The sequence below is a fragment of the Rhodococcus sp. AG1013 genome (assembly GCF_003350365.1).
Classification (GTDB): Bacteria; Actinomycetota; Actinomycetes; order Mycobacteriales; family Mycobacteriaceae; genus Prescottella.
The window spans coordinates 83,794-109,137 of the sequence record NZ_QQAT01000017.1; the positions used below are offsets into that span (position 1 = coordinate 83,794).

Here is a 25,344-nt window from a genome sequence, read left to right on the forward strand (position 1 = left end):
ACCGTCTAGGACGCGGTTCGATCGAAGTAGTCGCCCAGCAGGTCCCGGGTGTCCGGCACGAACGGCCACTCCGGGTCCTGCAGGTGTTCGCGCAGTGTCTGCTCGCTCCACCACCAGCCGTCGGTGATCTCGCTGGGCTGGTGGTGGATCGGGCCGTCGTAGCGGGCCTCGAACGCGAACAGGTGGCAGCGCAGGGGCGCGCCGTCCCACGTTCCGTCCCACGCGATCCGGGAAACGGGTGACAGATCCACACCGGTGACGCCGAGTTCCTCGGCGAGTTCGCGCCGCGCGGTGACCTCCGGGGTCTCGCCGGGGTCGACGACGCCGCCGGCCAGGCAGTCGTGCATGCCCGCGAACACCGCCTTGTCCGGCGAGCGTCGGTGCACGTAGATTCGCTCCCCGTCGAGCGAGCGCAGCAGCACGCCCGCGCTCGCGTGCCAGAGCCCCTCGGCGTACACCCGGGTGCGTGGCGCGGCACCGATCACCGTGCCGTGCGCGTCGTAGACCGAGACCACTTCGTTCATGAAGTCATCGTCGCACCCAAGTTCGTCCGGCACGCTCGCCGGATCAGGCTGCAGGCGTCACCGTCATCGGGTGTACCCGACCGACGAATCGAAACCGGAGCGATGCGGCCACGTCGACACGGCCTACTCGGAACTCGGTGACCTCAGGCGTCCACGTTCCGAAACCCTGTCCGTGAAGAGATGGTTCAGAAGCGGTGGTGCCTCCGTCTGCGGTCCAGCGTGTGCACGATCGCTGCCGCGGTGGCCGCGATGGTCCGGTCGGTGTCGCGGGCCAATCGGTCGAGGGCCCGGCGTGCCGCCGAGCCGGGAATCTCCGCCAGCGCCTGCGTGATCCGCAGCCGAGTGGCCGCGTCGTCCGCGCTGTCGAGCTTGTCCTGCATGACCTCGACGACATCGTCGGCCATGGGAGAGACCGCCGCCAGCAAGCCCAGAACCTCCGCAGCCTCGACATCGCTGCGTCCCCCGAAGACCATGCCGAGGAGGATCGGCATCGAATCGGTACTGCCCCGGGAGCCGAGAGCGAGGGCCGCACGCTCGCGGACCGTGGCGTCCGAATCGTCGAGTGCGCGCCGCAGAAGCACGGTCGCCTCCGCGGCGCGCACTGCCGAGATCGCCGAAATTGCACGGCGCCGGACGTCCACGACCTCCGAATCCAGGCCGGCGGCCAGATCCGCCAAGCCCTGGCCGCCGGTCCTCGCCAACGACCACTGCAGGGCTCCGGCGACATTGGGGTCGTCCTCCGACAGGGCCGCCTCGACCAGCGCCTCGACGGGCAGTGTCGCCTTCCCGTCCTGCGACAGGATCGCCTGCTGCCGTCGGGCCCCGGACTCCGATTCGAGCGCGCGCAACAGGGCGACGGTGCGCAGGACGTCGTCCCACTCCGCCGGGGCCGCGGAGTCGACGTGCTCGAGTTTCGCGAGCAGTTCCTCCTCCGCGGCTATCCGTTGGCGCGTGTGCCGGATCAGGTCGCCCACCAGATCGGCCGGCGCGAAACCGGGTTCGTCGAGTGCGCGTCTGACCTCGTCCAAGGTCAGTCCGAGGGTCCGGAGGCTCTCGACATGGAAGAGGCGCCGGATGTCGTCGGCGGAGTACTCGCGGTAGCCGCCGGACGTGCGGTCCGACGGCGTCACCAGTCCCAGTGCGTCGTAGTGGCGCAACATGCGTGTGCTGACCCCGGAACGCCGCGAGACCTCACCGATCGACAACCCAACTCCTCCTCACATGTCCGAACCGGCAACGGCGACGCGCTTCGCCATCTCGACCGAGAGCGTGAACCCGCTGTCGGGATCGCGGCGGAGCCGCTCGGTGGCCGCGGCATGGGCGCGAACGTGCGGATCGGGACTCGCCATGGCGGCATCCAGGACCGGTGAGGCGGCGTCCCCGAGTCCCGCAAGCGCACGGCTCAGGCTGAGCTGCATGTCCCGGTCGCCCCGTCCGAGTCCGGTCGCCAGATCGGCCGCGAGTTCGCCCTCGGCGTCGGACGGCACGAGCGCCACGGCCGCCCTCCACGCACTGCGCGCGACCTCGTCGTGCTCGTCGTGCAGGAGTGCCGACACCGCGGGCCAGGAGCGTCGATCCCCGATCTTCGACAGGGTGTGCAGCGCCTGGCTGCGGGCCTGCGGGGTATCGGACCCGAGCTCCGCGAGCAGCCTCGGCGCCGTGCTCTCGACCGGTAGACGGCACAGCGCCCAGGTCAGCATGTCGCGAACGAAGAAGTCCGGTTCCACGGCACACCGGGCGACGAGAGTTTCCGTCAGCCGCGGATCGCGGCGTGTGCCTGCAGACAACGCGGCCCGCAGACGACTCGACGGGTCGGCTGTGGCCAGAGCCTCGACGAGGTGAGCATCCGGCCCACCATGGTTGGTTGTGTTCACGACAACCACCTCCTTCGTCGACCATTCGAGCCCTTGTCACAGTGTCAGGGTCAAGTGTCTACATCCGGCGTGCTTCGAGCGCATCCAGAATCAGGTCCGGTCCGTAGCTGAACTCGCTCGCATGGTCGTAGCCCGGCTGGAGGGCGTGGCGGATCAGCCTTGCATAGGTAAGTCCTGCCATCTGGAAATCGTGTGGAACTCGACGAACGTCCGGCTCGTGACGCGGCCCCACGGACCCCACGCCGCTCGATGCGTTTCCCGTCGAAGGCGGATATCTGGTCGTTCTCGCATCAGGGGAGTTCCTGCGCATGGACCTGGTTGCCGGCTGACCGGGACATCGAGCCCGTGTCGGACTGCAGCGCATCGCGTTTCGCGCGATGCGCGGGGAGTCGGCTCAGGTCGGCACTCGCCGGAGGGCTCCATCCGGCTCGGTGTGTGTCCCCACACGATTGGTCCTGATTGAGAGTCAGAGCACAGTCGCCACGAATCGTGGCGCTGGTGGATAAAGTCGGCGCAGTGGTGCCCGAGCCCAACCCCGACTGGGCTCGGGCACCGCTTCGCTGAAGGTCATCCCACCCCCGACGCGTGGGAACACCTGGAGAGACGGTCCCATGGCCACCGTTGCATCTCCGTTGCATCGCAGGTCGATGACGTTGAATCGAGCGAGCCCGCTCCGGAGCCCGGAGCGGCCACTCAGATCATTTCCGCCAGAACAGGTGGTGGGTCACGCCGCTCGGGCTGGGCACGATCTCCAGGTGGAATCGGTCGCGGAGCTCATCGGGTGACTCCCAGAGTCGCAGTCCGGATCCGAATTTCACCGGTGAGACCGCCACGTGCATGGTGTCGACGAGATCGGCGTCGAGAAACTGCCGAATGGTGGTGACGCCGCCGCCGAGTCGGACGTCCTTGCCCTCCGCCGCCTGGCGCGCCTGCGCGAGAATCGTGGCGGGGTCACCGTCGACGAAGTGGAACGTGGTGTCGGCGAGCGTGAAGGAAGGCCGCTCGTGGTGGGTCATGACGAAGACCGGGGTGTGGAACGGCGGCTCGTCGCCCCACCACCCGCGCCACTCATGGTCGTGCCAGGGCCCGCGGTGGGGGCTGAATTTGTTGCGGCCCATGATTTCGGCACCGATGTTGCGTGCAAAGTCTCGGGTGAAATAGTCGTCGAGCCCGAGGCTGCCCCCGGGGTCGGTGCGCATGGGCCAGCTCGCTGTGGCGCCCGCCCAGGCGAACATTTCGCCAGGGTCGAGACCGAACGGACATTCGAGGCTCTGGTCCTCACCGGCGGCGATTCCGTCGCTCGAAACGTTGAAGTTCTGGACTCTCAGTAGTTGTTCCACTCGGATCTCCTGATGGTTGTGGAGGTTCAGACTTCGCGGGCCGGAAAAACTCATCGCCGCTGCTCGGGCGAACGCTCTCCGACTACTGAATCAGATGAGGCCGGTTGTCGGGCGGTCCATCCGGCAACGCACCACGCGTCGGACCGGTCCGGCGATACGCTGCTATGGACGAGAGGCGGTGGCATCGTGCCCCTTCCACGTTCACTCGCCCGGGCCAACCGGGTCGGACTCAATCGTGTGGTGGTCCGTGTCGCCGGGTATCTGCCCGGGTTCGCGGTGGTGCACCATCGTGGTAGACGGTCGGGGCGCACCTATCGGACGCCGGTCAACGCGTTTCGGATCGGAAACGGGTACCGCTTCGCGTTGACGTACGGCACCGACAGCGACTGGGCGCGCAACGTCCTGGCGGCGGGGGAGTGCGACATCACCGTGCGCGGCCGCGTCCTTCATCTCGTCGAGCCGCGTCTCGAGGTGGACCGCGGGGCACGCTGGGCACCGGCTCCGGTCGCTCTGGTGCTGCGGAGGATCGGTGCCGATACGTACCTCCAGTGCCGGGTCACGGAACGGTGAGCGACGTGGTCCTCGGGGTGCGGGGGCGCGGAACGCTCTAGGCTCGTGCCATGCAGCGGATCATCGGTATCGAGGTCGAGTACGGCATCTCTTCGCCCACCGAGCCTTCGGCGAACCCGATTCTGACCTCCACCCAGGCGGTGCTCGCCTATGCGGCGGCCGCGGGGGTACCCCGTGCGAAGCGCACCCGGTGGGACTACGAAGTGGAGTCGCCGCTGCGCGATGCCCGCGGGTTCGACCTCGGCCGGCTCAGCGGCCCCGCGCCGGTGATCGACGCGGACGAGGTCGGCGCCGCGAACATGATCCTCACCAACGGGGCGCGCCTGTACGTCGACCACGCGCACCCCGAGTACTCGGCGCCCGAGGTGACCGACCCGATCGACGCGGTGATCTGGGACAAGGCCGGGGAGCGGGTGATGGAGGCGGCCGCACGGCACGCGTCCAGTGTTCCGGGGACCCCGCGCCTGCAGCTGTACAAGAACAACGTCGACGGCAAGGGCGCGTCGTACGGCACCCACGAGAACTACCTGATGTCCCGCGAGACCCCCTTCTCCGCCGTGATCACCGGGCTGTCCCCGTTCTTCGCTTCCCGCCAGGTGATCTGCGGTTCCGGACGCGTCGGCATCGGGCAGTCCGGCGACGAGGCCGGTTTCCAGCTGTCGCAGCGTGCCGACTACATCGAGGTCGAAGTGGGACTCGAGACCACTCTCAAGCGGGGAATCATCAACACGCGCGACGAGCCGCACGCCGACGCCGACAAGTACCGCCGACTGCACGTGATCATCGGCGACGCCAACCTTGCGGAGATGTCGACGTACCTGAAGGTCGGTACCACCGCGCTTGTGCTCGATCTCATCGAGGCCGGCGTCGACCTGTCCGATCTGCAGCTCGCGCGCCCGGTCACCGCCGTCCACCACATCAGCCACGACCCGACCCTGCGTGCGACCGTCGCCCTCGCGGACGGTCGTGAACTCACCGGGCTTGCACTGCAGCGGATCTACCTCGATCGCGTCGCGAAGTTCGTGGACAGCGAGGGCAACGACGATCCCCGGGTCGCGGACATCATCGACAAGTGGGCCATGGTGCTCGACCTGCTCGAACGTGACCCGATGGAATGCGCACACCTGCTCGACTGGCCCGCGAAACTCCGCCTCCTCGAGGGATTCCGGAACCGCGAGGGGCTGTCGTGGTCGGCGCCGCGACTGCACATGATCGATCTGCAGTATTCCGACGTCCGGCTGGAAAAGGGGCTCTACAACCGGCTGGTGGCGCGCGGCTCGATGGAACGGCTCGTCAGCGAGCAGCAGGTGCTGGACGCGGTCCACAACCCGCCGACCGACACACGCGCCTTCTTCCGCGGCGAATGCCTGCGCAGGTTCGGTGCGGATATAGCGGCAGCGAGCTGGGATTCGGTGATCTTCGACCTCGGCGGTGAGTCGTTGGTCCGGATTCCGACCCTGGAGCCGCTGCGGGGCAGCCGCGCGCATGTCGGCGAACTCCTCGACTCGGTGGATTCGGCCGCTGAGCTGGTCGATCAGCTTACGAACTGATCACACCGGCGAGTCGCGCCGCGCGCTTGCAGCCCCGAAGCCACTGGTGATCGGTAGGGTTAGGGTCCGAGTAGGACGTCCGTCGGAGGTGTGCTCCGACGAGTCCGCGGTAACGAGGAGGTCGGTGGCCATGGCCCAGGAGCAGACCAAGCGCACTGGTGGCGGAGACGACGACGATGCCCCGATCGGTGAGGGCGCGGCCGGGCAGGAACGTCGCGAGAAGCTCGCGGAGGACACCGACGATCTGCTCGACGAGATCGACGACGTGCTCGAGGAGAACGCGGAGGACTTCGTGCGTGCCTATGTCCAGAAGGGCGGCCAGTGAGGGCGGATCGTGCAGGGGTGCCGTCGACTGTCGGCGGCCTCGGGATGAACACCGGGTTCGCCTACGGTTCGAACCTGTCCTCGTTCACCGAGCACCTGCGCATCCACGCACCGGAGCTGCTGCCCGGAAATCGAACGAACATGAGCCGCATCGGTTCTGACGGCGAGAGTGCGGACATCGCACCGCACGGGACCACGATCGTCGCGCTGACGTTCGCCGGCGGCGTCGTGATCGCCGGCGACCGGCGAGCCACGATGGGCAACCTCATCGCGAGCCGCGACGTCGAGAAGGTGTTCGTCACCGACGACTACTCCGCGGCCGGGATCGCCGGCACTGCGGGCGTCGCGATCGAACTGGTCCGGCTGTTCGCCGTCGAGCTGGAGCACTACGAGAAGATCGAGGGGGTCCAGCTGACCTTCGACGGCAAGGCCAACCGCCTGTCGTCGATGGTCCGTGGCAACCTGGGCGCCGCGATGCAGGGCCTGGCGGTCGTCCCGCTGCTGGTGGGCTTCGATCTGGACGCCTCCGACACCGAACGCGCCGGGCGCATCGTCTCGTACGACGTCGTGGGCGGGCGGTACGAGGAACGCGCCGGGTACCACGCGGTCGGATCCGGATCCCTGTTCGCGAAGTCGTCGCTCAAGAAGCTCTACCGGGAAGGCGCCGACGAGGACTCGGCGCTCCGGATGGCCATCGAGGCTCTGTACGACGCGGCCGACGACGACTCGGCCACCGGCGGACCGGACCTGGTCCGGGCGATCTACCCGACGGCGGTCTCGATCACTGCCGACGGCGCAGTGAACGTGCCGGTCGAGCGCACCGCCGAACTGGCTCGCGCCGTCGTGGCAGACCGCACCGAGGAAGGACGCACCCCGCGATGACGTTGCCGTACTACGCCTCCGCCGAGCAGATCATGCGCGATCGCTCGGAGCTGGCGCGCAAGGGAATTGCGCGCGGCCGCAGCGTCATCGTGCTCACGTTCGCGGACGGCGTCCTGTTCGTGGCGGAGAATCCGTCCACCGCGCTGCACAAGGTGAGCGAGCTGTACGACCGGCTCGGTTTCGCGGCGGTCGGCAAGTACAACGAGTTCGAGAATCTGCGGCGTGCCGGCATCGTGCATGCCGACATGCGCGGGTACTCCTACGACCGGCGTGACGTGACCGGGCGTTCGCTCGCCAATGGATACGCGCAGACGCTCGGCACGATTTTCACCGAGCAGCCCAAGCCGTACGAGGTGGAGATCTGCGTGGCCGAGGTCGGCCCGCAGGAGGCCCCGCCGCAGGCGCAGCTGTACCGGATCACCTACGACGGATCGATCGTCGACGAGCAGCAGTTCGTCGTCATGGGCGGCACCACCGAGCCGATCGTCACCGCGCTGCGCGAGTCGTACCGCACGGGAATGGACCTCGCCGAGGCCGTTGCGGTCGCGGTCAAGGCACTGCAGGACGGAACGTCGTCGGGCAACGGGGATTCCGATCGCCGCACGCTCGGGGTGTCGAGCCTCGAGGTCGCGGTGCTCGACCAGTCCCGTCCGCGGCGCACCTTCCGGCGAATCTCCGGCAGCGTGCTCGAATCGCTGCTGCCGGTGCCGCCCGCCCCGCAGGGCGACAACGGCGGCCCGGCCGCCGAGACGAGCAAGAAGAAGCCGGACGCGGAAGGCGATGCCCCCGGGACCGGGGACACCGCCTAGACCGCTACAGCTTGCGGTAGAGCACCACGCGGTGCGGTTCGCTCCGGAACTGGAACAGGCGCCCGTCGGCGACCACCTCGCCGTCGGTCGCCAGGGCGACCGGATCACCGTCTATCTCGATGGTCACCGCGTCGGTGTTCTTCTGCACGTAGGTGGTGGACGCACCCAGGGTGCCCGTCAGCGCTGCCGCGACGAGTCTCAGCCGCGAGAATCGGCGGTCGGCCAGCAGGTACCGCACGTCGAGCGTGCCGCGGTGAATGTCCGGGCGTGACATCGGTACCTGATCGGCGGGGGCGTACCGGCCGTTGCCGACGAACAACATCCACACCGCATGCTCGGCGCCGTCGATGGTCACGGTCAGCGGTTCCGCCGATGCCAGGACCCGCACCATCGCGAACGCGGCGGCCGGCCACTTGCCGAGCCGAGGCTGCCAACGCTCCCGGAGTCGCACCGAGTCCGGGTACCCGCCGAGGCTTGCGGTGTTGACGAAGGTCGATTCTTGGCGGCCGTCCACCCGTACACGGCCCAGGTCCACCACCTCGGCGCTGCCCTCCGCGATCGCGTCCGCGGTGGACGCGACGTCGCCGACGCCGGCGTCTCGGGCGAAGTGATTGAGGGTTCCCCCGGGGAACACCGCCAGCGGCAGGTCGTGTCGGACGGCGGCGGAGGCCACGGTCACGACCGTCCCGTCGCCGCCGTACACCCCGATAGCCTTGGGGGAGCGGGTCGAGATCACCTCGTCGAGTTGCTGATCGAAGTCGCGATCGGCATCGAATTCGACCACGACCGCCCTCGGCAGCAGGGACTCGAGTTCGGCGCGGACGCCGTCGTCCTCGGTTCCGGAACCCGGATTGGCGAACACCATCATGCCCTCGCCGTCGGGCAGTGCCTGGGTGCTGCGGTCGGGGCCGAGGGTCGCCGGCTCCTCGTCGCGCACCGCCCACCAGCGGCGGGTCGCGAGGGCGACCGTCCCGCCCACACCGAGGCCTACCGCGACGTCGGACGGCCAGTGCACACCCGTGTGGACCCGGGAGTACGCGACGGCCGCCGCTACCGGCGCGAGCGCCACGCCGGCGAGGGGGAACTCGAGGGCCACGCCCGTGGCGAAAGCGGCCGCCGAGGCCGAGTGCCCCGACGGGAACGACGACGATCGCGGTGCCGGGAGCCCGCGGCGGGTCGCGAACCCGAGCGTTCCCTCGGGCGGGCGGCGCCGGGGGAAGATCGGTTTGAGCACGGCATTGGACAACGCGCTCGCGCCGGCCACGGACAGCAGCCCGCGCACCGCTGCCCGGCGCGCGCGTCCGCCGGCCAGCCCCATCCCGGCGGCGACGCCGATCCACAGGACGCTGTGGTTGGCTGCGGTGCTCAGGGCGCGCAGGCCACCATCGAGTCTCGAGGGTGGCAGTGCGGTGCTCAGGCGCATGAGGACACGGTCGGTACGTTCGGGGAAACATCTCACTTCGGCCACGTTCCCACCCTAGGGTCGCGAGCCTCGTCGCGAACGCCGTGGCAAATCCGCTCCGCGCTGTACTGTCGAAGTGTGCAGCGACGAATCATGGGAATTGAGACCGAGTTCGGTGTCACCTGCACCTTTCACGGTCATAGAAGGCTGAGTCCGGACGAGGTTGCTCGTTACCTCTTCCGGCGAGTGGTTTCGTGGGGCCGTAGTTCCAACGTGTTCCTGCGGAACGGCGCACGGCTGTACCTCGACGTCGGGTCGCATCCGGAGTACGCGACCGCCGAGTGCGACAGCCTGCTGCAACTCGTCAACCACGACCGCGCCGGTGAGCGCGTGCTCGAGGATCTGCTCGTCGACGCCGAGCAGCGGCTCGCCGAAGAGGGCATCGGCGGGGACATCTACCTGTTCAAGAACAACACCGATTCGGCGGGGAACTCGTACGGTTGCCACGAGAATTTCCTCGTGGTCCGCGCGGGGGAGTTCTCCCGCATCTCCGACGTCCTGCTCCCGTTCCTGGTGACCCGTCAGTTGATCTGCGGTGCGGGCAAGATCCTGCAGACGCCCAAGGCGGCGACGTTCTGCCTGTCGCAGCGGGCGGAGCACATCTGGGAGGGCGTCTCGTCCGCGACGACCCGGTCGCGGCCGATCATCAACACGCGCGACGAGCCCCACGCCGATGCCGAGAAGTACCGGCGTCTGCACGTGATCGTCGGCGATTCCAACATGTCCGAGACCACGACCATGCTCAAGGTCGGGACCGCAGCGTTGGTGCTCGAGATGATCGAGGCGGGCGTTCCGTTCCGTGACTTCGCTCTCGACAACCCGATCCGCGCGATCCGTGAGGTCAGCCACGACCTGACGGGTCGCCGTCCGGTCCGGCTGGCGGGTGGGCGCCAGGCCAGTGCGCTCGACATCCAGCGCGAGTACTACTCGCGGGCCGTCGAGCATCTGCAGACCCGCGAGCGGGATCCGCAGGTGGACCAGGTGGTCGACCTGTGGGGTCGGGCGCTCGACGCCGTCGAGAACCAGGATTTCGCGAAGGTCGACACCGAGATCGACTGGGTGATCAAGCGCAAGCTGTTCCAGCGCTACCAGGACAAGTACGGCATGGAGCTGGCCGATCCCAAGATCGCCCAACTCGACCTGGCGTATCACGACATCAAGCGCGGTCGGGGTGTGTTCGACCTGTTGCAGCGCAAGGGGCTGGCGAAGCGGGTCACCGAGGACGAGACCATCGAGGCTGCGGTGGAGACGCCGCCGCAGACCACCCGCGCGAAGCTGCGGGGTGAGTTCATCGCCGCCGCGCAGGATGCGGGCCGCGACTTCACGGTGGACTGGGTTCACCTCAAGCTCAACGATCAGGCGCAGCGGACGGTGCTGTGCAAGGACCCGTTCCGTTCGGTCGACGAGCGCGTGGAGCGGCTGATCGCGTCCATGTGACGCCCGTGTGATCGGTCACCCACGGCGACTGCCCGATCCGACCGTTTTGCTACCGGTCGGTCTGGTCGGGAGCCGTTAGGCTCGGCGACGTGGCGAAAGCGAAAGTCGAGCGGTTGATGAATCTCGTCATCTGCCTGCTCTCCACCCGACAGTTTCTCACCGCGGAGAAGATCCGGGAGAGCGTGGCGGGCTATGACGAGTCTGCGAGCAACGAGGCCTTCAGCCGGATGTTCGAGCGGGACAAGAACGAACTCCGCGATCTGGGCATCCCGCTCGAGACGGGACAGGCCGGCCGGTTCTCGACGGTCGAGGGCTACCGGATCGACCGGACGGCCTACGAGCTGCCGGACGTCGACCTGGACACCGCCGAGGCCGCGGCCGTCGCGGTCGCGGTGCGGTTGTGGGGTTCACCGGAGCTGATGTCCGCGTCCCAGAGCGCGCTCATGAAGCTGCGCGCGGCGGGCGTTCAGGTCGAGGCCGATCTCGACGCCGTCCCGGTGTCGGCGATCCCGGCCCGGACCCGCGGATCCGAGACCGCGATGCGGCTACTGCTCGAGGCGGTCGATGCCGGCCGCGTGGTCGAGTTCCAGCATCGTGGCGCCCCGACGGAGCCGTTCGTCACGCGGACGGTGGAACCGTGGGGCGTGGTGACGCTGCGCGGGCGGTGGTATCTCGTCGGTCACGACGTCGATCGCGATGCGACCCGGACGTTCCGGTTGTCGCGTATCGGTGATCCGGTCCGGGCGGTGGGGCCGTCGAACGTCGTACGCAAGCCGGCCGACGTGGACCTGCGGGCGATTGTCGACGCGGTCACCGGTGCGGGATCGGTGACGGGAACCGCGACGGTGTGGGTGGCCGCGGGGCGCGCGCACGAACTCCGGCGACTCGGAACGGCGCAGGGTCCGCGGGAACTCGGATCACGGCCCGGTACGGTCCTCGAGATTCCGGTCCGGTCGTGGGACTGGACGGCTCGACTGATCGCCGGCCACGGCGTCGACGCCCTGGTGCTGGGGCCGGAGTCGTTGCGCTCGAACGTGAAGGAGAAGTTGCGGTTCGCGGCCGGGGTCGCAGCCGAGAGCATGGAGGCGGACCGATGAGCACGAGATTGTCGCGCCTGACGCGCCTGCTCAACCTTGTGCCGTACTTCATGGCACATCCGGGCATCAGCAAGGAGCAGGCGGCCCGCGAGCTGGGCGTCACGGTGCCGAACCTGATGAAAGACCTGGATCAGCTGTGGGTCTGCGGACTGCCCGGTTACGGGCCCGGCGATCTGATCGACCTGTCGTTCGACGAGGACACGGTCTCGGTCATCTTCTCGGCTGGTATCGATCGGCCACTGCGGCTGACGTCCACCGAGGCGACGGTCCTGCTGGTGGCTCTGCGGTCCCTCGCAGAACTGCCCGGAATGGTCGATCCGTCGGCCGCGCAGGGCGCGATCGCGAAGATCGAGTCCGCCGCCGGGAGCGCCGCGCGGGGACGGTCGCTGACCGACGACGGTCCGGAGGGCGACGGTGCGACGGAGAACCCGGTGGCGGCGGTCGTCCGCACCGCGCTGCAGAACGATCACGCCCTGCACCTGACGTACTACTCGGCGTCGCGCGACGCGGTGTCCGAGCGTGTCGTCGACCCGATCCGATCGCTGCTCGTCGACGACCACACCTACCTGCAGGCGTGGTGCCGGCAGGCCGAGGGGGTGCGGCTGTTCCGATTCGACCGGATCGATGCGGCCGAGGAACTGGACGAGCCGTCGGCGGCACCCGAGCAGGCACTCGGTACCGACGAGCACCTCGAGTTGTTCAGCGACGACGCCGATCTGCCGCTGGCCGTGCTGCAGGTCTCTGCCGATCAGGGATGGATTCTGGACAACTATCCGATGGTTCCGGTGCGGACGCTCCCGGACGGTTCGGTCGAGGCGACGATGCGGTACGGGTCCCAGGAATGGATGGCGCGACTCGTTCTCGGCTTCGGTTCCGGAGCGAAGGTCCTGGAGCCGCCGCAGCTGGTCGAGGCGGTCCGCGAGCGGGCGTGGTCGGCACTGGGGATGTACGACGCGATGGAGGCGTGAAGCGCGACACGTGAGGCCGGCCGGATCGGGTGGATCCGGCACGCGCAGGGGGCCGAAGGAGTAACTTTTGATGGCGGTTGCGTGAACTGGTACGCCGGGATGTGCGCAGACCGCTCCGGTTGGTTGTTACGTCACGGTGAACAGGACATTTGCACCAAGACCGACGCAGACACGTCCGGTAGCATCGTTGGCATCTGAAACCTGGAGGTAAAAATGGGAGCCATGAGCCCCTGGCACTGGGCCATTGTGGCGCTTGTCGTCATCATCCTGTTCGGTTCGAAGAAGCTTCCCGACGCGGCCCGCGGCCTCGGTCGGTCGTTGCGCATCTTCAAGAGCGAGGTCAAGGAGATGCAGAACGACGGCAACACCGCTTCGAGTGCCGCGCCGACCGCGACTCCCGCAGCACAGCTTCCGTCGCCGACGATGGATGCCACGGTGGTCGAGACCCCACAGGCGCACACCGAGCCGAAGTCGGCCTAGTTCACGATCCACACGCGTCCGGGGTGAGTGCGTTCGCCCCGGTTCGTCGCTGACCAAGGCTAGGGCCCACTGTGCGAATTCCGTTCGACCCGCGTCGCAGCCGACGCAGGACAAATCCAGATGGCACGATGTCGCTGGTCGATCACCTGTACGAGCTGCGGACGCGACTGCTGATCTCCGTCGCGGCCATCGTGCTGACCACGATCATCGGCTTCTTCTGGTATTCCCATCAGATCCTGGGGCTGGAGAGCCTCGGCGATCTGCTGCGCGGGCCGTACTGTGAGCTTCCTACCTCCGCTCGAGCGGACCTGAGCAATGACGGTTCGTGTCGTCTGCTCGCGACGGGTCCGTTCGAGCAGTTCATGCTCCGGTTCAAGGTTGCCTTCACCGCCGGCATCGTGCTGGCCTGCCCGATCTGGCTCTACCAGATCTGGGGTTTCGTGACTCCGGGTATGTACTCGAAGGAGCGGAAGTACGCGATCAGTTTCGTCGTCGCGGCGACCGCCCTGTTCGTCGCCGGTGCGGTCCTTGCATACGTCGTCGTCGCGAAGGCCCTGCACTTCCTGTTGACGATCGGCGACAACGTCCAGATCACCGCTCTGAGCGGCGCCCAGTATTTCGGCTTCGTGATCAACCTGCTGATCATCTTCGGTGTCAGCTTCGAGATTCCGCTCCTCATCGTCGCGCTCAACGTCGTCGGCGTGCTTCCGTACTCGAAGCTGAAGGCGTGGCGTCGCGGGCTGATCATGGGGTTGTTCGTGTTCGCGGCGGTCGCCACTCCCGGCCAGGATCCGTTCTCGATGTTGGTTTTGGCCGGCGCGTTGACGGTTCTGTTCGAGGTGGCCGTGCAGGTCGCGCGACTCAACGACAAGCGCAAGGCGCGGGCTGAGTCCGAGGCCTGGGGTGCTCTGGACGACGAGGAGGCGTCGACGATCAGTGCGCCGACGGCCGTGGACGGTGTCACACCGGTGGAGCCCGCGTCGGCTGCCCCGAGGCCCGCTTCGCAGGACTACACGGACACGCTGTGAGGGCTCGGACCCAACTCGACTCGTTCACGGAACAACTGAGCTTTCCCCTCGATCCGTTCCAGGTGCAGGCCTGCGCGGCGCTCGAGGCCGGGCACGGCGTGCTGGTGTGCGCGCCTACCGGCGCGGGCAAGACCGTCGTCGGTGAGTTCGCGGTGCACCTCGCGCTCGAGGCCGGGCGCAAGTGCTTCTACACGACGCCGATCAAGGCGCTCAGCAATCAGAAGTTCGCCGAACTCTCCGAACGCCACGGCAAGGACGCCGTCGGGCTGCTGACCGGGGACACCAGCATCAACTCGGACGCTCCCGTCGTCGTCATGACGACCGAGGTACTGCGCAACATGCTCTACGCCGACTCGCCGGCGCTGCGTGGTCTCTCGCATGTCGTGATGGACGAGGTGCACTTCCTGGCCGATCGCTTCCGCGGGGCAGTCTGGGAAGAGGTGATCCTGCACCTGCCCGAGGACGTGCGCCTCGTCAGCCTGTCGGCGACGGTCAGCAACGCCGAGGAATTCGGCGCCTGGATGGAGACCGTTCGGGGCGACACGACGATCGTGGTCGACGAGACCCGCCCGATCCCGCTGTGGCAGCACATCATGGTCGGACGTCGGTTGTTCGATCTGTTCGATGCGAAGGCGACGCCGAACGGCGGGCACGACGTGGTGGTCGACCAGGACCTGGCGCGCCACGTCAAGCAACGCCTTGCGCTCGACCGGATGAACGACTGGGAGCCGCGCGGGCGTGGTCGTGGGCGGTCGAGCGACTACCGGCCGCTGCCGCGTCCGGAGGTGATCGCGCGGCTTGACGAAGAGGGTTTGCTGCCGGCGATCACCTTCATCTTCAGCCGCGCCGGTTGCGAGGCGGCGCTCGCGCAGTGCGTGCGGTCCCGCCTGCGTCTGACGACGCCGGAGCAGACCGCGCAGATCCGCGAGATCATCGACAAGCACACCCGGGACCTGCCGCGCGCCGACCTCGAGGTGCTCGGCTACTGGGGGTGGCGCGAGGCGCTCGAACGTGGCTTCGCCGCCCACCACGCCGGAATGCTGCCCGCCTTCCGGGAGACCGTGGAGGAATTGTTCGTCAACGGGCTGGTACGCGCGGTGTTCGCGACCGAGACCCTCGCACTGGGAATCAACATGCCGGCGCGTTCGGTCGTGCTCGAGCGCCTCGTCAAATACAACGGCGACACGCACGCGGAGCTGACACCGGGGGAGTACACGCAGCTCACCGGGCGTGCGGGACGTCGCGGCATCGACGTCGAGGGCCATGCCGTGGTGCTGTGGCAGCCCGGCGTCGAGCCCACCGACGTCGCCGGACTGGCGTCTACGCGCACCTTTCCGCTGCGCAGCTCGTTCCGCCCCGCCTACAACATGTCGATCAACCTGATCGATCGGATGGGCGCGGCGGAGTCGCGTGCGCTGCTCGAGCGGTCGTTCGCGCAGTTCCAGGCCGACCGTTCTGTCGTCGGGCTCACCCGCGGGATCGAACGCAACGAGGCCGCGCTGACAGAACTGCGGGACAAGCTCGGCGGCGCGGACGGCGAGTATTTCGAGTACGTGCAGATCCGGGAGCAGCTGCGCAGCCGTGAGCGCGCGATCGAACGTCAGGGTCGGGCGGACCGGCGGGGCGCGTCGGTCGAGTCGCTCGTCGGGCTCCGGCGGGGCGATGTGGTCGCGATCCCGGTGGGCAAACGCTCCGGGCTCGCGGTTGTGCTCGAGCCGGATCAGAATCACACCGATCCCCGGCCCTTGGTGCTGACGGAGGAGAAGTGGGCGGGCCGGGTCAGTGCCGCGGACTTCCCGGTGCCGGCACGTGCGCTCGGCCGGATGCGATTGCCGCGGCACGTCGATCACCGCACGGCCCGCGTGCGACGCGATCTGGCGTCGGCGTTGCGGAGTACGGGCATCGTCGCGCCGCGGAAACCGAAACGGGCGAAGAGTGGTCGCGAGGACAGCGAGATCGTGGCGCTCCGGAAGGCGCTTCGTGAGCACCCGTGCCATTCTCGCCCGGACCGCGAACAGCTGAGCCGGATCGGCGAGCGCTACAACCGTCTGGCCCGCGAGACCGACTCCATGCGGCAGAAGGTGGCCGCGACCACGAACTCGCTGGCGCGGACCTTCGACCGGATCGTGGCCCTGCTCACCGAGCGTGGCTACATCTCCGAGGGCAAGCACCCGAAGGCCACCGAGGCCGGGCAGCGCCTGGGTCGGATCTACTGCGAAAGCGATCTCCTCGTCGCAGAGTGTCTGCGGCGCGGGGTCTGGAGCGGGCTCACCCCCGCCGAGCTGGCCGCGGTGGTGTCGGCTGTCGTGTACGAGTCCCGGCAGGATGCCGACGCGCCCGACCGGGGCACGACGGTGCCGCTACGACAGGCGCTCGCGGAGACGGTGCGGGTGTGGGGCGAGTTGCGGGCCGACGAGGTCCGGCACAAGCTCCCGCTCACCCGGGAGCCAGACCTCGGCTTCGTGACCGCCATCTACCAGTGGGCCAGCGACGAGTCGCTGGTGGACGCGCTGATCTCGGCGGGTTCGGGCGGTAAGGAACTGTCGGCGGGCGACTTCGTGCGTTGGTGCCGGCAGGTGATCGACCTGCTCGACCAGGTGCACTCGACGGCGTCCGATCCGGCGGTGGCGAAGGCCGCCGCGCGGGCGGTCGGGGCGATCCGTCGTGGGGTCGTGGCGGTGGCCGCCACGTAGTCCGCCGCCGCGGCAGGTCGCAGTTCCGAAGACGGGTGGATCCGAACGCCCCTACCGGATCGTGTCCGATGGACGTTGACTGGATCGTGTACCCCCGGCCACCCGTCGGGGCGGTACCGAGAGGAGCGCGACCATGGACGCGAAGCAGTGGTCGATGGAGATCGTGATAGACGAACACGACCGTCAGACTCGTTCTACCGCGAGACTGCACACCGGTGACACGACGCTGGTCGGCGTCGGGGCGGCGCGAAGGAATCCGACGGATCGCAACGTGCCCGAGATCGGTGACGAACTCGCGACGGCGCGCGCGCTCGCCGATCTCGCACATCAGTTGATCGACGCGACCGTCAGCGACATCGAGGGCGTTACGCACGCACCCGCGCATCTGACCGAGTAGCGGCCGCGGACCCGGCCGCACAGGACGACGACCGACATCCGGCCAGCTGACACGGAAAAGCGTGGGGCAATGTTCCGTGTCCGGATGAATGCTGCGTAGGGTGTCGATGAATCGGCACCGGGGGAGGAGTACCGCTTTGTTGAAGATCCGGGTCTCGGGTAACCCGCTGCCGATCCAGAGACATTCTTCGAAACGCGTGAACATCCACGAAGTTCGGGCTCTGCTCACGCATTTCGTTGCATCGTAGGCTGCAGTACCGGAGACGAGGAGAGACGACATGAGCAGCCCGCAGGGACCGAACGAGCCCAACGAGCAGTGGGCCTCGCAGTCGGGGCACGGCGAAGGACACGCGGCACCGACCGCTCCCGAACACATCCAGCAGCCGCTCCCGAACCCGTACCCCGCCGATGTGTACGGCGGCGGCGCCTACCCCCCTCCCGGGCAGGGCTATCCGGGACAGCATGGCCAGCCCCAGAATCAGGCCTGGGGTCAGCCGTATCCCGGTGCTCCCGACGCGAACCAGCAGTGGGGTGGCGGCGGTCAGGCGTGGGGTCAGCCGTCGTCCGCACAGCCGCAGTGGAACCCCCAGATGGGCGGTTCCGGCCAGTACGCCGGACAGTCCAATCCGGGGCAGCCGAACCAGGCGCAGCAGTACCCCGGCCAGCAGTGGGGCGCGCAGCCGGGATACCCGCAGGCGCAGTTCGGCACCCAGCCCCCGAACCAGTGGGCGGCGCAGCCCATGCAACCCGTACAGCCGGCAACCACCGGCGGTAAGGGGAAGCCGGTGATGTGGGCGGGAATCGGACTGGCCGTGATCGCGGTGATCGCGGTCGTCGGCCTGGCGCTCTCGGGAGTCTTCGGCGGCAAGACACTCGATCAGGCCGCCGCGCAGAAGGGCGTCGAGCAGATCGTCACCGAGTCGTACGGTGCGCGTTCGGTCTCCGACGTGAGCTGCCCGTCCGGTCAGGAAGTCTCCGAGGGTAATTCGTTCCAGTGTTCGTTGACGGTGGACGGCGCCCCGAAGAAGGTCACCGTGACCTTCACCGACAACGACGGCAAGTACTCGGTCAGCCGCCCGAGCTAGTCCGGAGCCTGCGGGACGTCACGAGCGCTCGGTCGCCATCGCCGCCACGAGGCGGGCGACCGAGCGCTCGATGCCTAGTTGCGTGGCCACCTGTTCGAGTCGTTCGGGGTGGACCGGCGCGCTGGGCAACACGTCGGGGCGCGACAACTGCACGTCGGCATCGGTGACCACCTGCACCACCGGCAACGCGGCGTCGATGTAGTCGGCGGACGCGGCGAGCTTGGCGCGAACACCCTTCGCGACGTCGGTGGTCGGGTCCAGTGCCGCGGCACGTAGCTGTTCGAGCGAACCGTGTCGTAGCAGGAGCGTGGACGCGGTCTTCTCGCCGACGCCCTTGACCCCGGGCAGGCCGTCCGACGAGTCGCCCCGCAGCAGGGCCAGCTCCGCGTAGGCGTCTCCGGCGCGTTCCGCGGGCACCCCGTACTTCGCGGCCACCTCGGCAGGTCCGAACAGTTCGGCCTTCGCCAGCCCACGGCCGACGTACAGCACGCGCACGGCCACCGGATCGTCGGTGACCACCTGGAGCAGATCCCGGTCGCCGCTCACGACCACGACGGAGTCTTCCTTCTCCTGCGCTGCAAGGGTTCCCAGCACGTCGTCGGCTTCGAGCCCCGCAGCGCCGGCCGTCGCGATACCGGCGGCGTCCAGCACGTCCATGATCATGTCGACCTGAGGCGTCAGCGTGTCGGGCACCTCCTCGGCAGACCCCGCGGAGGTGTCGGCGCCGGCGGATTCCTGAGCCACCCGGTGCGCCTTGTACGACGGCACGGCGTCGACCCGGAACTGGGGGCGCCAGTCGAGATCCAGGCACACCGCCAGTCGTGACGGCTGGGTGCGGGTGACGAGGGCGGCGACCATGTCGGTGAACCCGCGCACGGCATTGACCGGACGGCCGTCGGGCGCAGTCATCGATTCGGGGAGGGCGTAGAACGCCCGGAACCACAGACTTGCACCGTCCAGCAGCAGCAAAGGTCCACTCATGCGCCCCATCCTGCCAAACGGCACTAGCCTGAATCTCATGAGTACAGATAGTTCTCGGAGTTCTCTGAGTTCCCACAGCACCGGGCCCGACAACTCCGGGGTGACGCGGTTCCCGACCGCGGTCTATGCCGACCGACTGACGCGAGCCGCCCGGTTCGCGGAGCGTGCCGGACTCGACGGGCTCCTGGTCACGCCAGGTCCCGACCTGCGCTACCTCGTCGGTTCCCGGGCCGACTCGTTCGAGCGATTGACCTGCCTGGTCGTCCCCGCGGACGGGAATCCGCCGTCCGTCGTCCTGCCACGGCTCGAGCTTGCGTCGCTGGGGGATTCGGCGGTGGGTGATCTCGGCCTTCCCGTGCACGACTGGGTCGACGGCGTCGATCCGTACGAGCTGGTGTCGTCGCTGCTGCCGGAGTCCCCGCGCACGGCGGTCACCGATGCGATGCCCGCGCTGCACCTGGTTCCGCTGGCCCGGCGGTTCGGCACCGTGCCGGTGCTGGCGACCGGAGTGCTGCGGGAGCTGCGAATGATCAAGGACGACGCCGAGATCGAGGCTCTGCGTCGCGCCGGCGCGGCGATCGACAGGGTCCACGCGCGGATGGGCGAGTGGTTGCGGCCGGGCCGGACCGAAGCCGAGGTGGCCCGCGACATCACCGATGCGATCCTCGCCGAGGGGCACACCGAGGCCGCGTTCGTGATCGTCGGATCGGGTCCGCACGGTGCCGATCCCCACCACGAGGTGTCGGATCGTGTCGTCGAGGCCGGCGATGTCGTGGTGATCGACATCGGCGGACCGGTCGAACCCGGATACAACTCCGATTCGACCCGCACGTACGTCCTCGGCGAGCCGGAGGCCGAGGTCGCGCGGCAGTGTGCCGTCCTCGAGGCGGCACAGCGCGCCGCCGTCGATGCGGTCCGTCCCGGTGTGACCGCCGAATCGGTCGATGCCGCCGCCCGCGACGTCCTGGCGGAGGCCGGACTGGCGGAGGTGTTCGTCCACCGCACCGGTCACGGCATCGGGCTGTCGGTGCACGAGGAGCCGTACATCGTCGCCGGCAACGAGATCACGCTCGAGCCGGGAATGGCATTCAGCATCGAGCCGGGCATCTACTTCCGCGGCCGGTGGGGTGCCCGGATCGAGGACATCGTCGTGGTCACCGCCGACGGGTGCGAGCCGATGAACCGGCGCCCGCACGGATTGACCGTTCTGCCCGGCTGAGGGACGTGCCGGGCAGCCGACGTCAGACGATGAAGTTGCCGAATGTCGGGTTGGACTGACACAGCGGCAGACTGCCCAGGTCGATCGTGCCGAACACGGTGGCCCGGATATTGCCGGTACCGGTGTAGACCGTCTTCGAGTAGTACGGGTAGGTGCCCTCGAGCGCCGCGATGCCCGTCGCGCCGGTGTCCAGGTTGATCCAGGCGACGGTGACCTGTCCGGCGGCCGGGATCGGGGGTGCCGCCGGGAACGATTCGAACCGGATCTCACCCGGCCCGATCGGCGGCGTCTGCTCGGGCCCGGATTGCCCGGTGGCACCGGTCAACGACATCAGACTGCCCTGGTTGGCGCAGCCGATCGTCAGCGCCGGCGGGCCGAACGGATGTGGCGGCAGTGCGTGAGCCGCGGCAGGCGCGCACAGTCCGGCGACGGCGACACCCGCGAGGATCGACCCGCGGAAGGCCCATCGGTGATCGGAACGTCCATTCGTCGATACCGTCCGTCGAGTTGTCATGGCCATCCCCACTCGGGTTCGGTGGTGACGATGACGACCATCAGGGGCTCGCCATCGACGTCCTCACACCCTACCCCCCGTGCCTCGCCTCGGAACACCCCGTGGACGCCGAATACTGTTGCAAATCAGACGATTTCACCTGTCGATGAGGATTGCCGAGCCCATCACTCGTTCGACGTGGATCTCGATGACCACTCGGGTGGGGTTCTCCCGCGGCTGCCGGTACCGGGCCGTGTAGCGCTCGACGCCCTCGGCGACGGACGCGGGATCCGACATCACCCGCGCGGAGCCCTCGAGCGTGAGCCACCGCCCGCCGTCGACCTGACTGACCGCGGCATAGCCCCCGCGGTCGGCGTTACGGGCCTTCTGCGACGAGTCGTTGGTGATGATCCGGGCAATCCGCTTGTCCGGGTCCCAGGTGAATCCCACGGCCACGACGTGCGGAGATCCGTCCTTGCGCAGGGTGGTCAGGGTCGCCAGATGCCGTTCGGTGAGGAACTCGCCGGCCGCGGCGGTGAGGTGCGTGGGATTCGACGGGGAGCGGGCCATGCCCCGACCGTACTCGAGCGCCGCGAATCCAGGACACTGGAGTCATGAGTGACACGGATTTCGCCCCCGGATCGGTGGTGCTGCTGGGCGGTCGCAGCGAGATCGGGCTGGAGGTCGCGCAGCGACTGGCGCCCGGGCGGGCCGTCGTCCTGGCCGCGCGCCGCAGTGACGATCTGGGACAGCAACGCCGGACCCTGCTCGGTGCCGGTGCCACCGATGTCCACACCATCGAGTTCGACGCCGATCGCGTCGCGGATCACTCCGGTGTCCTGTCGGCGATCGCCGAACAGCACGGCCCCATCGGGGTCGCCGTGCTGGCGTTCGGTGTCCTGGGTGATCAGGCCCGCGCCGAGCAGGACGCCGGGCACGCGCTCGCCGTCGTCCACACCGACTACGTCGCCCAGATCAGTGTGCTCACGCATCTCGCGAACCTGATGCGGGCCCACGGCTCGGGACAGATCGTGGTGTTCTCGTCGGTCGCCGGCATGCGGGTCCGCCGCGCCAACTACGTCTACGGTTCGGCGAAGGCCGGCCTCGACGGATTCGCCTCGGGCCTGGGGGACGCGCTGCACGGCAGCGGCGTCCATCTGCTGCTTGTGCGGCCCGGATTCGTGATCGGGCGGATGACGGAGGGCATGAAGCCTGCTCCGTTCTCGAGCACCCCGCAGCAGGTGGCCGACGCGGTCGTCCACGGCCTGCGCAAGCGCACCGAACGGGTGTGGGTGCCGGCGCTGCTGCGTCCCGTGTTCTTCGGGATGCGACTGCTGCCGCAGTTCGTCTGGCGCCGGATGCCCCGATGACCGTTGCCGTATCGACCTCGCCGGTCCTGGTGGTCGGGATCGGGGCCGACGGGTGGGAAGGACTCTCACCGCGGGCACAGGCGGCGATCGGCGGTGCCGACGTGCTGATCGGCTCGCCCCGGCAACTCGACCTCGTTCCGTACTCCGCCGCGCTGCGTGTGTCGTGGCCGTCGCCGATGCTGCCGGCGTTACCCGGCCTGTTCGACGAGCACCGCGACCGCCGGGTGTGTGTGCTCGGCAGCGGGGATCCGATGTTCCACGGCATCGGTGTCACGCTGTGCCGGGTGCTGGGTCCCGAGCGGATCCGCGTGATCGCGCACCCGTCGTCGGTGTCGTTGGCTTGTGCGCGACTGGGGTGGGCGCTGCACGAGACACCCACCGTCAGCCTGGTGAATCGTCCGGTGGGCACGCTGTCGCCGGAACTGCAGACCGGCGCGCGCCTGCTGGTGCTCAGCAACGACCAACACACCCCGGCGGCTGTCGCGAAAATGCTGTGCGAGAGCGGTTTCGGTGACTCCCGACTGACCGTGCTGGAACAGCTGGGCGGGCCCGCCGAAGCAGTGGCGGACGGTACCGCCTCCGAGTGGAACCGGCCGGCGGGCGATCCGCTCAACGTGATCGCGCTCGAGGTCCGCGGTGCGGGTGCATTGCGCCTGACGCGGAACGCGGGGCTACCGGACGCCGCCTACCGCGGGGACGGTCAGATGACGAAGCACGAGGTGCGGGCGCTCACGCTCGCTGCGCTGGCTCCCGCGCCCGGTGAGCTGCTGTGGGACGTCGGCGGCGGTTCGGGGACGATCGGCATCGAGTGGATGCGCAGCGACCCCCGGTGCCGCGCGGTCGCGTTCGAGCGTGAGGACTCGCGCGTCGGACAGATCGGCGACAACGCCGTGGCCCTGGGCGTTCCTGCGCTCCGGATCCGCGGTGCGGCCCCGGCGTCGTTCGGCGAGGAGACGGCCGCGCCCGACGCCGTCTTCGTCGGCGGCGGCGTCACGCAGGACGGAATGCTCGACGCGTGCTGGGCGCGATTGCGCCCGGGTGGCCGGATGGTGGTCAACGCCGTCACCGCCGAGTCGGAGTCGCTGATTCTGCAGTGGCATTCGCGCAACGGCGGAGAGCTCCGCAAATTCCAGGTCTATCGAGGTGAGCCGCTGGGCGGCTTCACGGCGTGGCGACCGCAGTTGCCGGTGGCCCAATGGTCGGCAACGAAGCCGGACAGCACCGAAAGGGAAACGACATGACAGTCCACTTCATCGGAGCAGGCCCGGGCGCTGCCGACCTCATCACGCTCCGCGCGTCGCGCATGATCTCGCAGAGCCCGGTGTGCCTGTACGCGGGCAGCCTGGTGCCCGCCGAACTGCTCACTCTGTGCCCCGACGACGCCGAGGTTATCGACACCGCGCGCATGAGTCTGGACGAGATCGTCGAGCAGCTCATCGCCGCCGACGCGGCCGGGCTCGATGTGGCCCGCCTGCATTCGGGGGATCCGTCGATCTACTCGGCCGTCGCCGAGCAGGTTCGACGCCTCGAGGCATCGGGCGTCGCGTACGACATCGTGCCCGGGGTGCCGGCCTTCACGGCCGCGGCCGCCGCGCTGGGACGGGAGCTCACGGTGCCCGGGGTATCGCAGTCGATCGTGCTGACCCGGGTGTCGACGCTGTCGACGGCGATGCCGCCGGGCGAGGATCTGCGCTCGCTCGGGCGCAGCGGCGCCACGATGGTGGTGCACCTGGGCGCGCACCGGATCGAGCAGATCGTCGAGGAACTGTCCGAGAACTACGGGTCCGACTGCCCGGCGGCGGTCGTCGCGTTCGCGAGCCGGCCGGACGAGATCGTGCTGCGCGGCACCCTCGCGACCCTCGCCGATCAGGTGCACGCCGCGGGAATCACGAAGACGGCAGTGGTGATCGTGGGCCGAGTGTTGGCGGCGGAGGGCTTCCCCGACAGCTACCTGTACTCGGCGTCCCGGTCACGCACCACTCACTGATGCGCAGGGTCCTCGTCCTCGGCGGCACCTGGGACGCACGCGACCTCGCGGCCCGTCTGGATGCCGATCCGGCGGTGTCGGTGACGTCGTCGCTCGCCGGGCGGGTCCGCGACCCCGTGCTGCCGGTGGGGGACGTTCGGATCGGCGGATTCGGTGGCGTCGACGGGCTCGCGGAGTGGCTGCAGGTCAACGACATCGATGCCGTCGTCGACGCGACCCACCCGTTCGCGGCGCGGATCACCGCCAACGCTGCCGACGCGACGGCGCGGGTGGACGTGCCACTGCTGGTGCTGCGCCGACGCGAATGGGAGCCGGGTCCGGGGGATCGCTGGCACACCGTTCCCGACCTCGCCGCGGCCGCGGGGGCGGTGCCCGCACTGGGGGAGCGGGTCTTCCTGACGATCGGCCGGCAGGGCGTCGACGCGTTCGCCGACGGTTCCGGCTGGTTCCTCGTCCGCGCGATCGATCCCCCCGACGTCTCGATGCCCGCGCGGTCGGAGCTTCTGCTGGATCGGGGGCCCTTCTCCGTCGACGACGAGGTCTCGCTGATGCGCCGGCATCGGATCGACGTGGTGGTGACGAAGAACAGTGGGGGAGCGCTCACGTCGGCGAAGCTCGAGGCCGCCCGCCGGCTCGACATCCCGGTCGTGATGGTGTCCCGGACACCGATCCCGGTGGGGGTGGCGTCGACGTCCGACCTCGAGGTCGCCGTCCGATGGCTCACGCAACCGCACGGACAGCGTCCGCGCATCGTCTAGCCGGCCGTCAGGCACGA

Annotated in this window: 27 protein-coding genes; 18 read left to right on the forward strand and 9 right to left on the reverse strand. The window is 68.8% G+C overall.

From position 1 onward, the window contains the following. Window positions 1-5 precede the first annotated feature (5 nt). The 5 genes from DEU38_RS19695 to DEU38_RS19715 form a co-directional block, all read right to left on the reverse strand. Window positions 6-524, reverse strand: a complete 519-nt coding sequence (locus DEU38_RS19695; RefSeq protein ID WP_114723144.1) for an NUDIX domain-containing protein — start codon at window positions 522-524, stop codon at window positions 6-8. Window positions 525-709: 185 nt separating this feature from the next. Continuing rightward, window positions 710-1,729: a MerR family transcriptional regulator gene (locus DEU38_RS19700; protein WP_114723089.1), complete on the reverse strand. Its 1,020-nt coding sequence runs from the start codon at window positions 1,727-1,729 to the stop codon at window positions 710-712. 12 nt (window positions 1,730-1,741) lie between these two features. Beyond that, window positions 1,742-2,407, reverse strand: coding sequence for a HEAT repeat domain-containing protein (locus DEU38_RS19705; RefSeq protein ID WP_181818861.1), 666 nt, complete (start codon window positions 2,405-2,407; stop codon window positions 1,742-1,744). Window positions 2,408-2,456: 49 nt separating this feature from the next. Beyond that, a complete protein-coding gene (locus tag DEU38_RS19710) occupies window positions 2,457-2,579 on the reverse strand; it encodes a hypothetical protein (RefSeq protein WP_258558026.1) in 123 nt (40 codons plus the stop codon). A 517-nt stretch (window positions 2,580-3,096) separates the two neighbouring features. Continuing rightward, on the reverse strand, window positions 3,097-3,738 hold the full coding sequence (locus DEU38_RS19715; protein WP_114723090.1) for a dihydrofolate reductase family protein: 642 nt from the start codon (window positions 3,736-3,738) through the stop codon (window positions 3,097-3,099). A gap of 186 nt (window positions 3,739-3,924) precedes the next feature. On the opposite strand from DEU38_RS19715, the gene DEU38_RS19720 reads away from it, so the two are divergent. The 5 genes from DEU38_RS19720 (at window position 3,925) to prcA (ending at window position 7,873) form a co-directional block, all read left to right on the forward strand. After that, entirely contained in the window at window positions 3,925-4,308 is a 384-nt protein-coding gene (locus tag DEU38_RS19720) for a nitroreductase family deazaflavin-dependent oxidoreductase (RefSeq protein ID WP_181818862.1), read from the forward strand. 50 nt (window positions 4,309-4,358) lie between these two features. Then, entirely contained in the window at window positions 4,359-5,858 is a 1,500-nt protein-coding gene (gene dop, locus DEU38_RS19725; RefSeq protein ID WP_114723092.1) for a depupylase/deamidase Dop, read from the forward strand. Between the two features lie 130 nt (window positions 5,859-5,988). Further along, window positions 5,989-6,183, forward strand: a complete 195-nt coding sequence (locus DEU38_RS19730) for a ubiquitin-like protein Pup (RefSeq protein WP_114723093.1) — start codon at window positions 5,989-5,991, stop codon at window positions 6,181-6,183. Between the two features lie 44 nt (window positions 6,184-6,227). Continuing rightward, a complete protein-coding gene (gene prcB, locus DEU38_RS19735) occupies window positions 6,228-7,064 on the forward strand; it encodes a proteasome subunit beta (protein WP_114723094.1) in 837 nt (278 codons plus the stop codon). Then, window positions 7,061-7,873 (forward strand): proteasome subunit alpha, encoded by an 813-nt coding sequence (prcA, locus tag DEU38_RS19740; protein ID WP_114723095.1) that lies wholly within the window; start codon window positions 7,061-7,063, stop codon window positions 7,871-7,873. Before prcB ends, prcA begins: the two co-directional genes overlap by 4 nt. A 4-nt stretch (window positions 7,874-7,877) precedes the next feature. On the opposite strand, the gene DEU38_RS19745 is transcribed toward prcA, so the two are convergent. Beyond that, window positions 7,878-9,296: a bifunctional phosphatase PAP2/diacylglycerol kinase family protein gene (locus DEU38_RS19745; RefSeq protein WP_114723096.1), complete on the reverse strand. Its 1,419-nt coding sequence runs from the start codon at window positions 9,294-9,296 to the stop codon at window positions 7,878-7,880. Between the two features lie 117 nt (window positions 9,297-9,413). On the opposite strand from DEU38_RS19745, the gene pafA reads away from it, so the two are divergent. The 8 genes from pafA (at window position 9,414) to DEU38_RS19785 (ending at window position 18,519) form a co-directional block, all read left to right on the forward strand. Then, entirely contained in the window at window positions 9,414-10,772 is a 1,359-nt protein-coding gene (gene pafA / locus DEU38_RS19750) for a Pup--protein ligase (RefSeq protein WP_181818863.1), read from the forward strand. 89 nt (window positions 10,773-10,861) lie between these two features. Continuing rightward, entirely contained in the window at window positions 10,862-11,869 is a 1,008-nt protein-coding gene (locus tag DEU38_RS19755; protein ID WP_114723098.1) for a YafY family protein, read from the forward strand. Continuing rightward, entirely contained in the window at window positions 11,866-12,837 is a 972-nt protein-coding gene (locus tag DEU38_RS19760) for a YafY family protein (RefSeq protein ID WP_114723099.1), read from the forward strand. Before DEU38_RS19755 ends, DEU38_RS19760 begins: the two co-directional genes overlap by 4 nt. 213 nt (window positions 12,838-13,050) lie before the next feature. Then, the gene (gene tatA / locus DEU38_RS19765) at window positions 13,051-13,317 is read left to right on the forward strand and encodes a Sec-independent protein translocase subunit TatA (protein ID WP_114723100.1); all 267 of its coding nucleotides are present in this window, start codon (window positions 13,051-13,053) and stop codon (window positions 13,315-13,317) included. A 71-nt stretch (window positions 13,318-13,388) separates the two neighbouring features. Next, window positions 13,389-14,345, forward strand: a complete 957-nt coding sequence (gene tatC, locus DEU38_RS19770) for a twin-arginine translocase subunit TatC (RefSeq protein ID WP_114723101.1) — start codon at window positions 13,389-13,391, stop codon at window positions 14,343-14,345. Beyond that, on the forward strand, window positions 14,342-17,038 hold the full coding sequence (locus DEU38_RS19775) for an RNA helicase (RefSeq protein WP_114723102.1): 2,697 nt from the start codon (window positions 14,342-14,344) through the stop codon (window positions 17,036-17,038). Before tatC ends, DEU38_RS19775 begins: the two co-directional genes overlap by 4 nt. A 133-nt stretch (window positions 17,039-17,171) precedes the next feature. After that, window positions 17,172-17,435, forward strand: a complete 264-nt coding sequence (locus DEU38_RS19780; RefSeq protein WP_114723103.1) for a DUF1876 domain-containing protein — start codon at window positions 17,172-17,174, stop codon at window positions 17,433-17,435. Window positions 17,436-17,712: 277 nt separating this feature from the next. Further along, window positions 17,713-18,519 (forward strand): DUF4333 domain-containing protein, encoded by an 807-nt coding sequence (locus tag DEU38_RS19785; protein WP_114723104.1) that lies wholly within the window; start codon window positions 17,713-17,715, stop codon window positions 18,517-18,519. Between the two features lie 18 nt (window positions 18,520-18,537). On the opposite strand, the gene DEU38_RS19790 is transcribed toward DEU38_RS19785, so the two are convergent. Next, window positions 18,538-19,500 (reverse strand): 5'-3' exonuclease, encoded by a 963-nt coding sequence (locus tag DEU38_RS19790; protein WP_114723105.1) that lies wholly within the window; start codon window positions 19,498-19,500, stop codon window positions 18,538-18,540. Window positions 19,501-19,537: 37 nt separating this feature from the next. Here DEU38_RS19790 and DEU38_RS19795 point away from each other — a divergent pair, with 37 nt between their 5' ends. After that, on the forward strand, window positions 19,538-20,719 hold the full coding sequence (locus DEU38_RS19795) for a Xaa-Pro peptidase family protein (protein WP_258558028.1): 1,182 nt from the start codon (window positions 19,538-19,540) through the stop codon (window positions 20,717-20,719). Window positions 20,720-20,741: 22 nt separating this feature from the next. Here DEU38_RS19795 and DEU38_RS19800 read toward each other — a convergent pair whose 3' ends face one another. Together DEU38_RS19800 and DEU38_RS19805 are read right to left on the reverse strand one after the other, a co-directional pair. After that, window positions 20,742-21,233 carry a hypothetical protein gene (locus DEU38_RS19800; protein ID WP_258558029.1) on the reverse strand — a complete coding sequence of 164 codons (492 nt, stop codon included), beginning with the start codon at window positions 21,231-21,233 and terminating at the stop codon, window positions 20,742-20,744. 135 nt (window positions 21,234-21,368) lie between these two features. After that, window positions 21,369-21,782: a PPOX class F420-dependent oxidoreductase gene (locus DEU38_RS19805; protein WP_114723107.1), complete on the reverse strand. Its 414-nt coding sequence runs from the start codon at window positions 21,780-21,782 to the stop codon at window positions 21,369-21,371. A gap of 44 nt (window positions 21,783-21,826) precedes the next feature. Here DEU38_RS19805 and DEU38_RS19810 point away from each other — a divergent pair, with 44 nt between their 5' ends. Genes DEU38_RS19810 through DEU38_RS19825 form a run of 4 tightly spaced genes read left to right on the forward strand, consistent with a single transcriptional unit; the run spans window position 21,827 to window position 25,327 of the window. Next, window positions 21,827-22,582, forward strand: coding sequence for an SDR family NAD(P)-dependent oxidoreductase (locus DEU38_RS19810; protein ID WP_114723108.1), 756 nt, complete (start codon window positions 21,827-21,829; stop codon window positions 22,580-22,582). After that, window positions 22,579-23,823 (forward strand): precorrin-6y C5,15-methyltransferase (decarboxylating) subunit CbiE, encoded by a 1,245-nt coding sequence (gene cbiE, locus DEU38_RS19815; protein WP_114723109.1) that lies wholly within the window; start codon window positions 22,579-22,581, stop codon window positions 23,821-23,823. The genes DEU38_RS19810 and cbiE overlap by 4 nt, the downstream gene beginning before the upstream one ends. Beyond that, entirely contained in the window at window positions 23,820-24,569 is a 750-nt protein-coding gene (gene cobM, locus DEU38_RS19820) for a precorrin-4 C(11)-methyltransferase (protein WP_114723110.1), read from the forward strand. Before cbiE ends, cobM begins: the two co-directional genes overlap by 4 nt. Further along, complete coding sequence (locus DEU38_RS19825) at window positions 24,569-25,327, forward strand: cobalt-precorrin-6A reductase (RefSeq protein ID WP_114723111.1); 759 nt, start codon at window positions 24,569-24,571, stop codon at window positions 25,325-25,327. Before cobM ends, DEU38_RS19825 begins: the two co-directional genes overlap by 1 nt. Window positions 25,328-25,344: the final 17 nt, after the last annotated feature.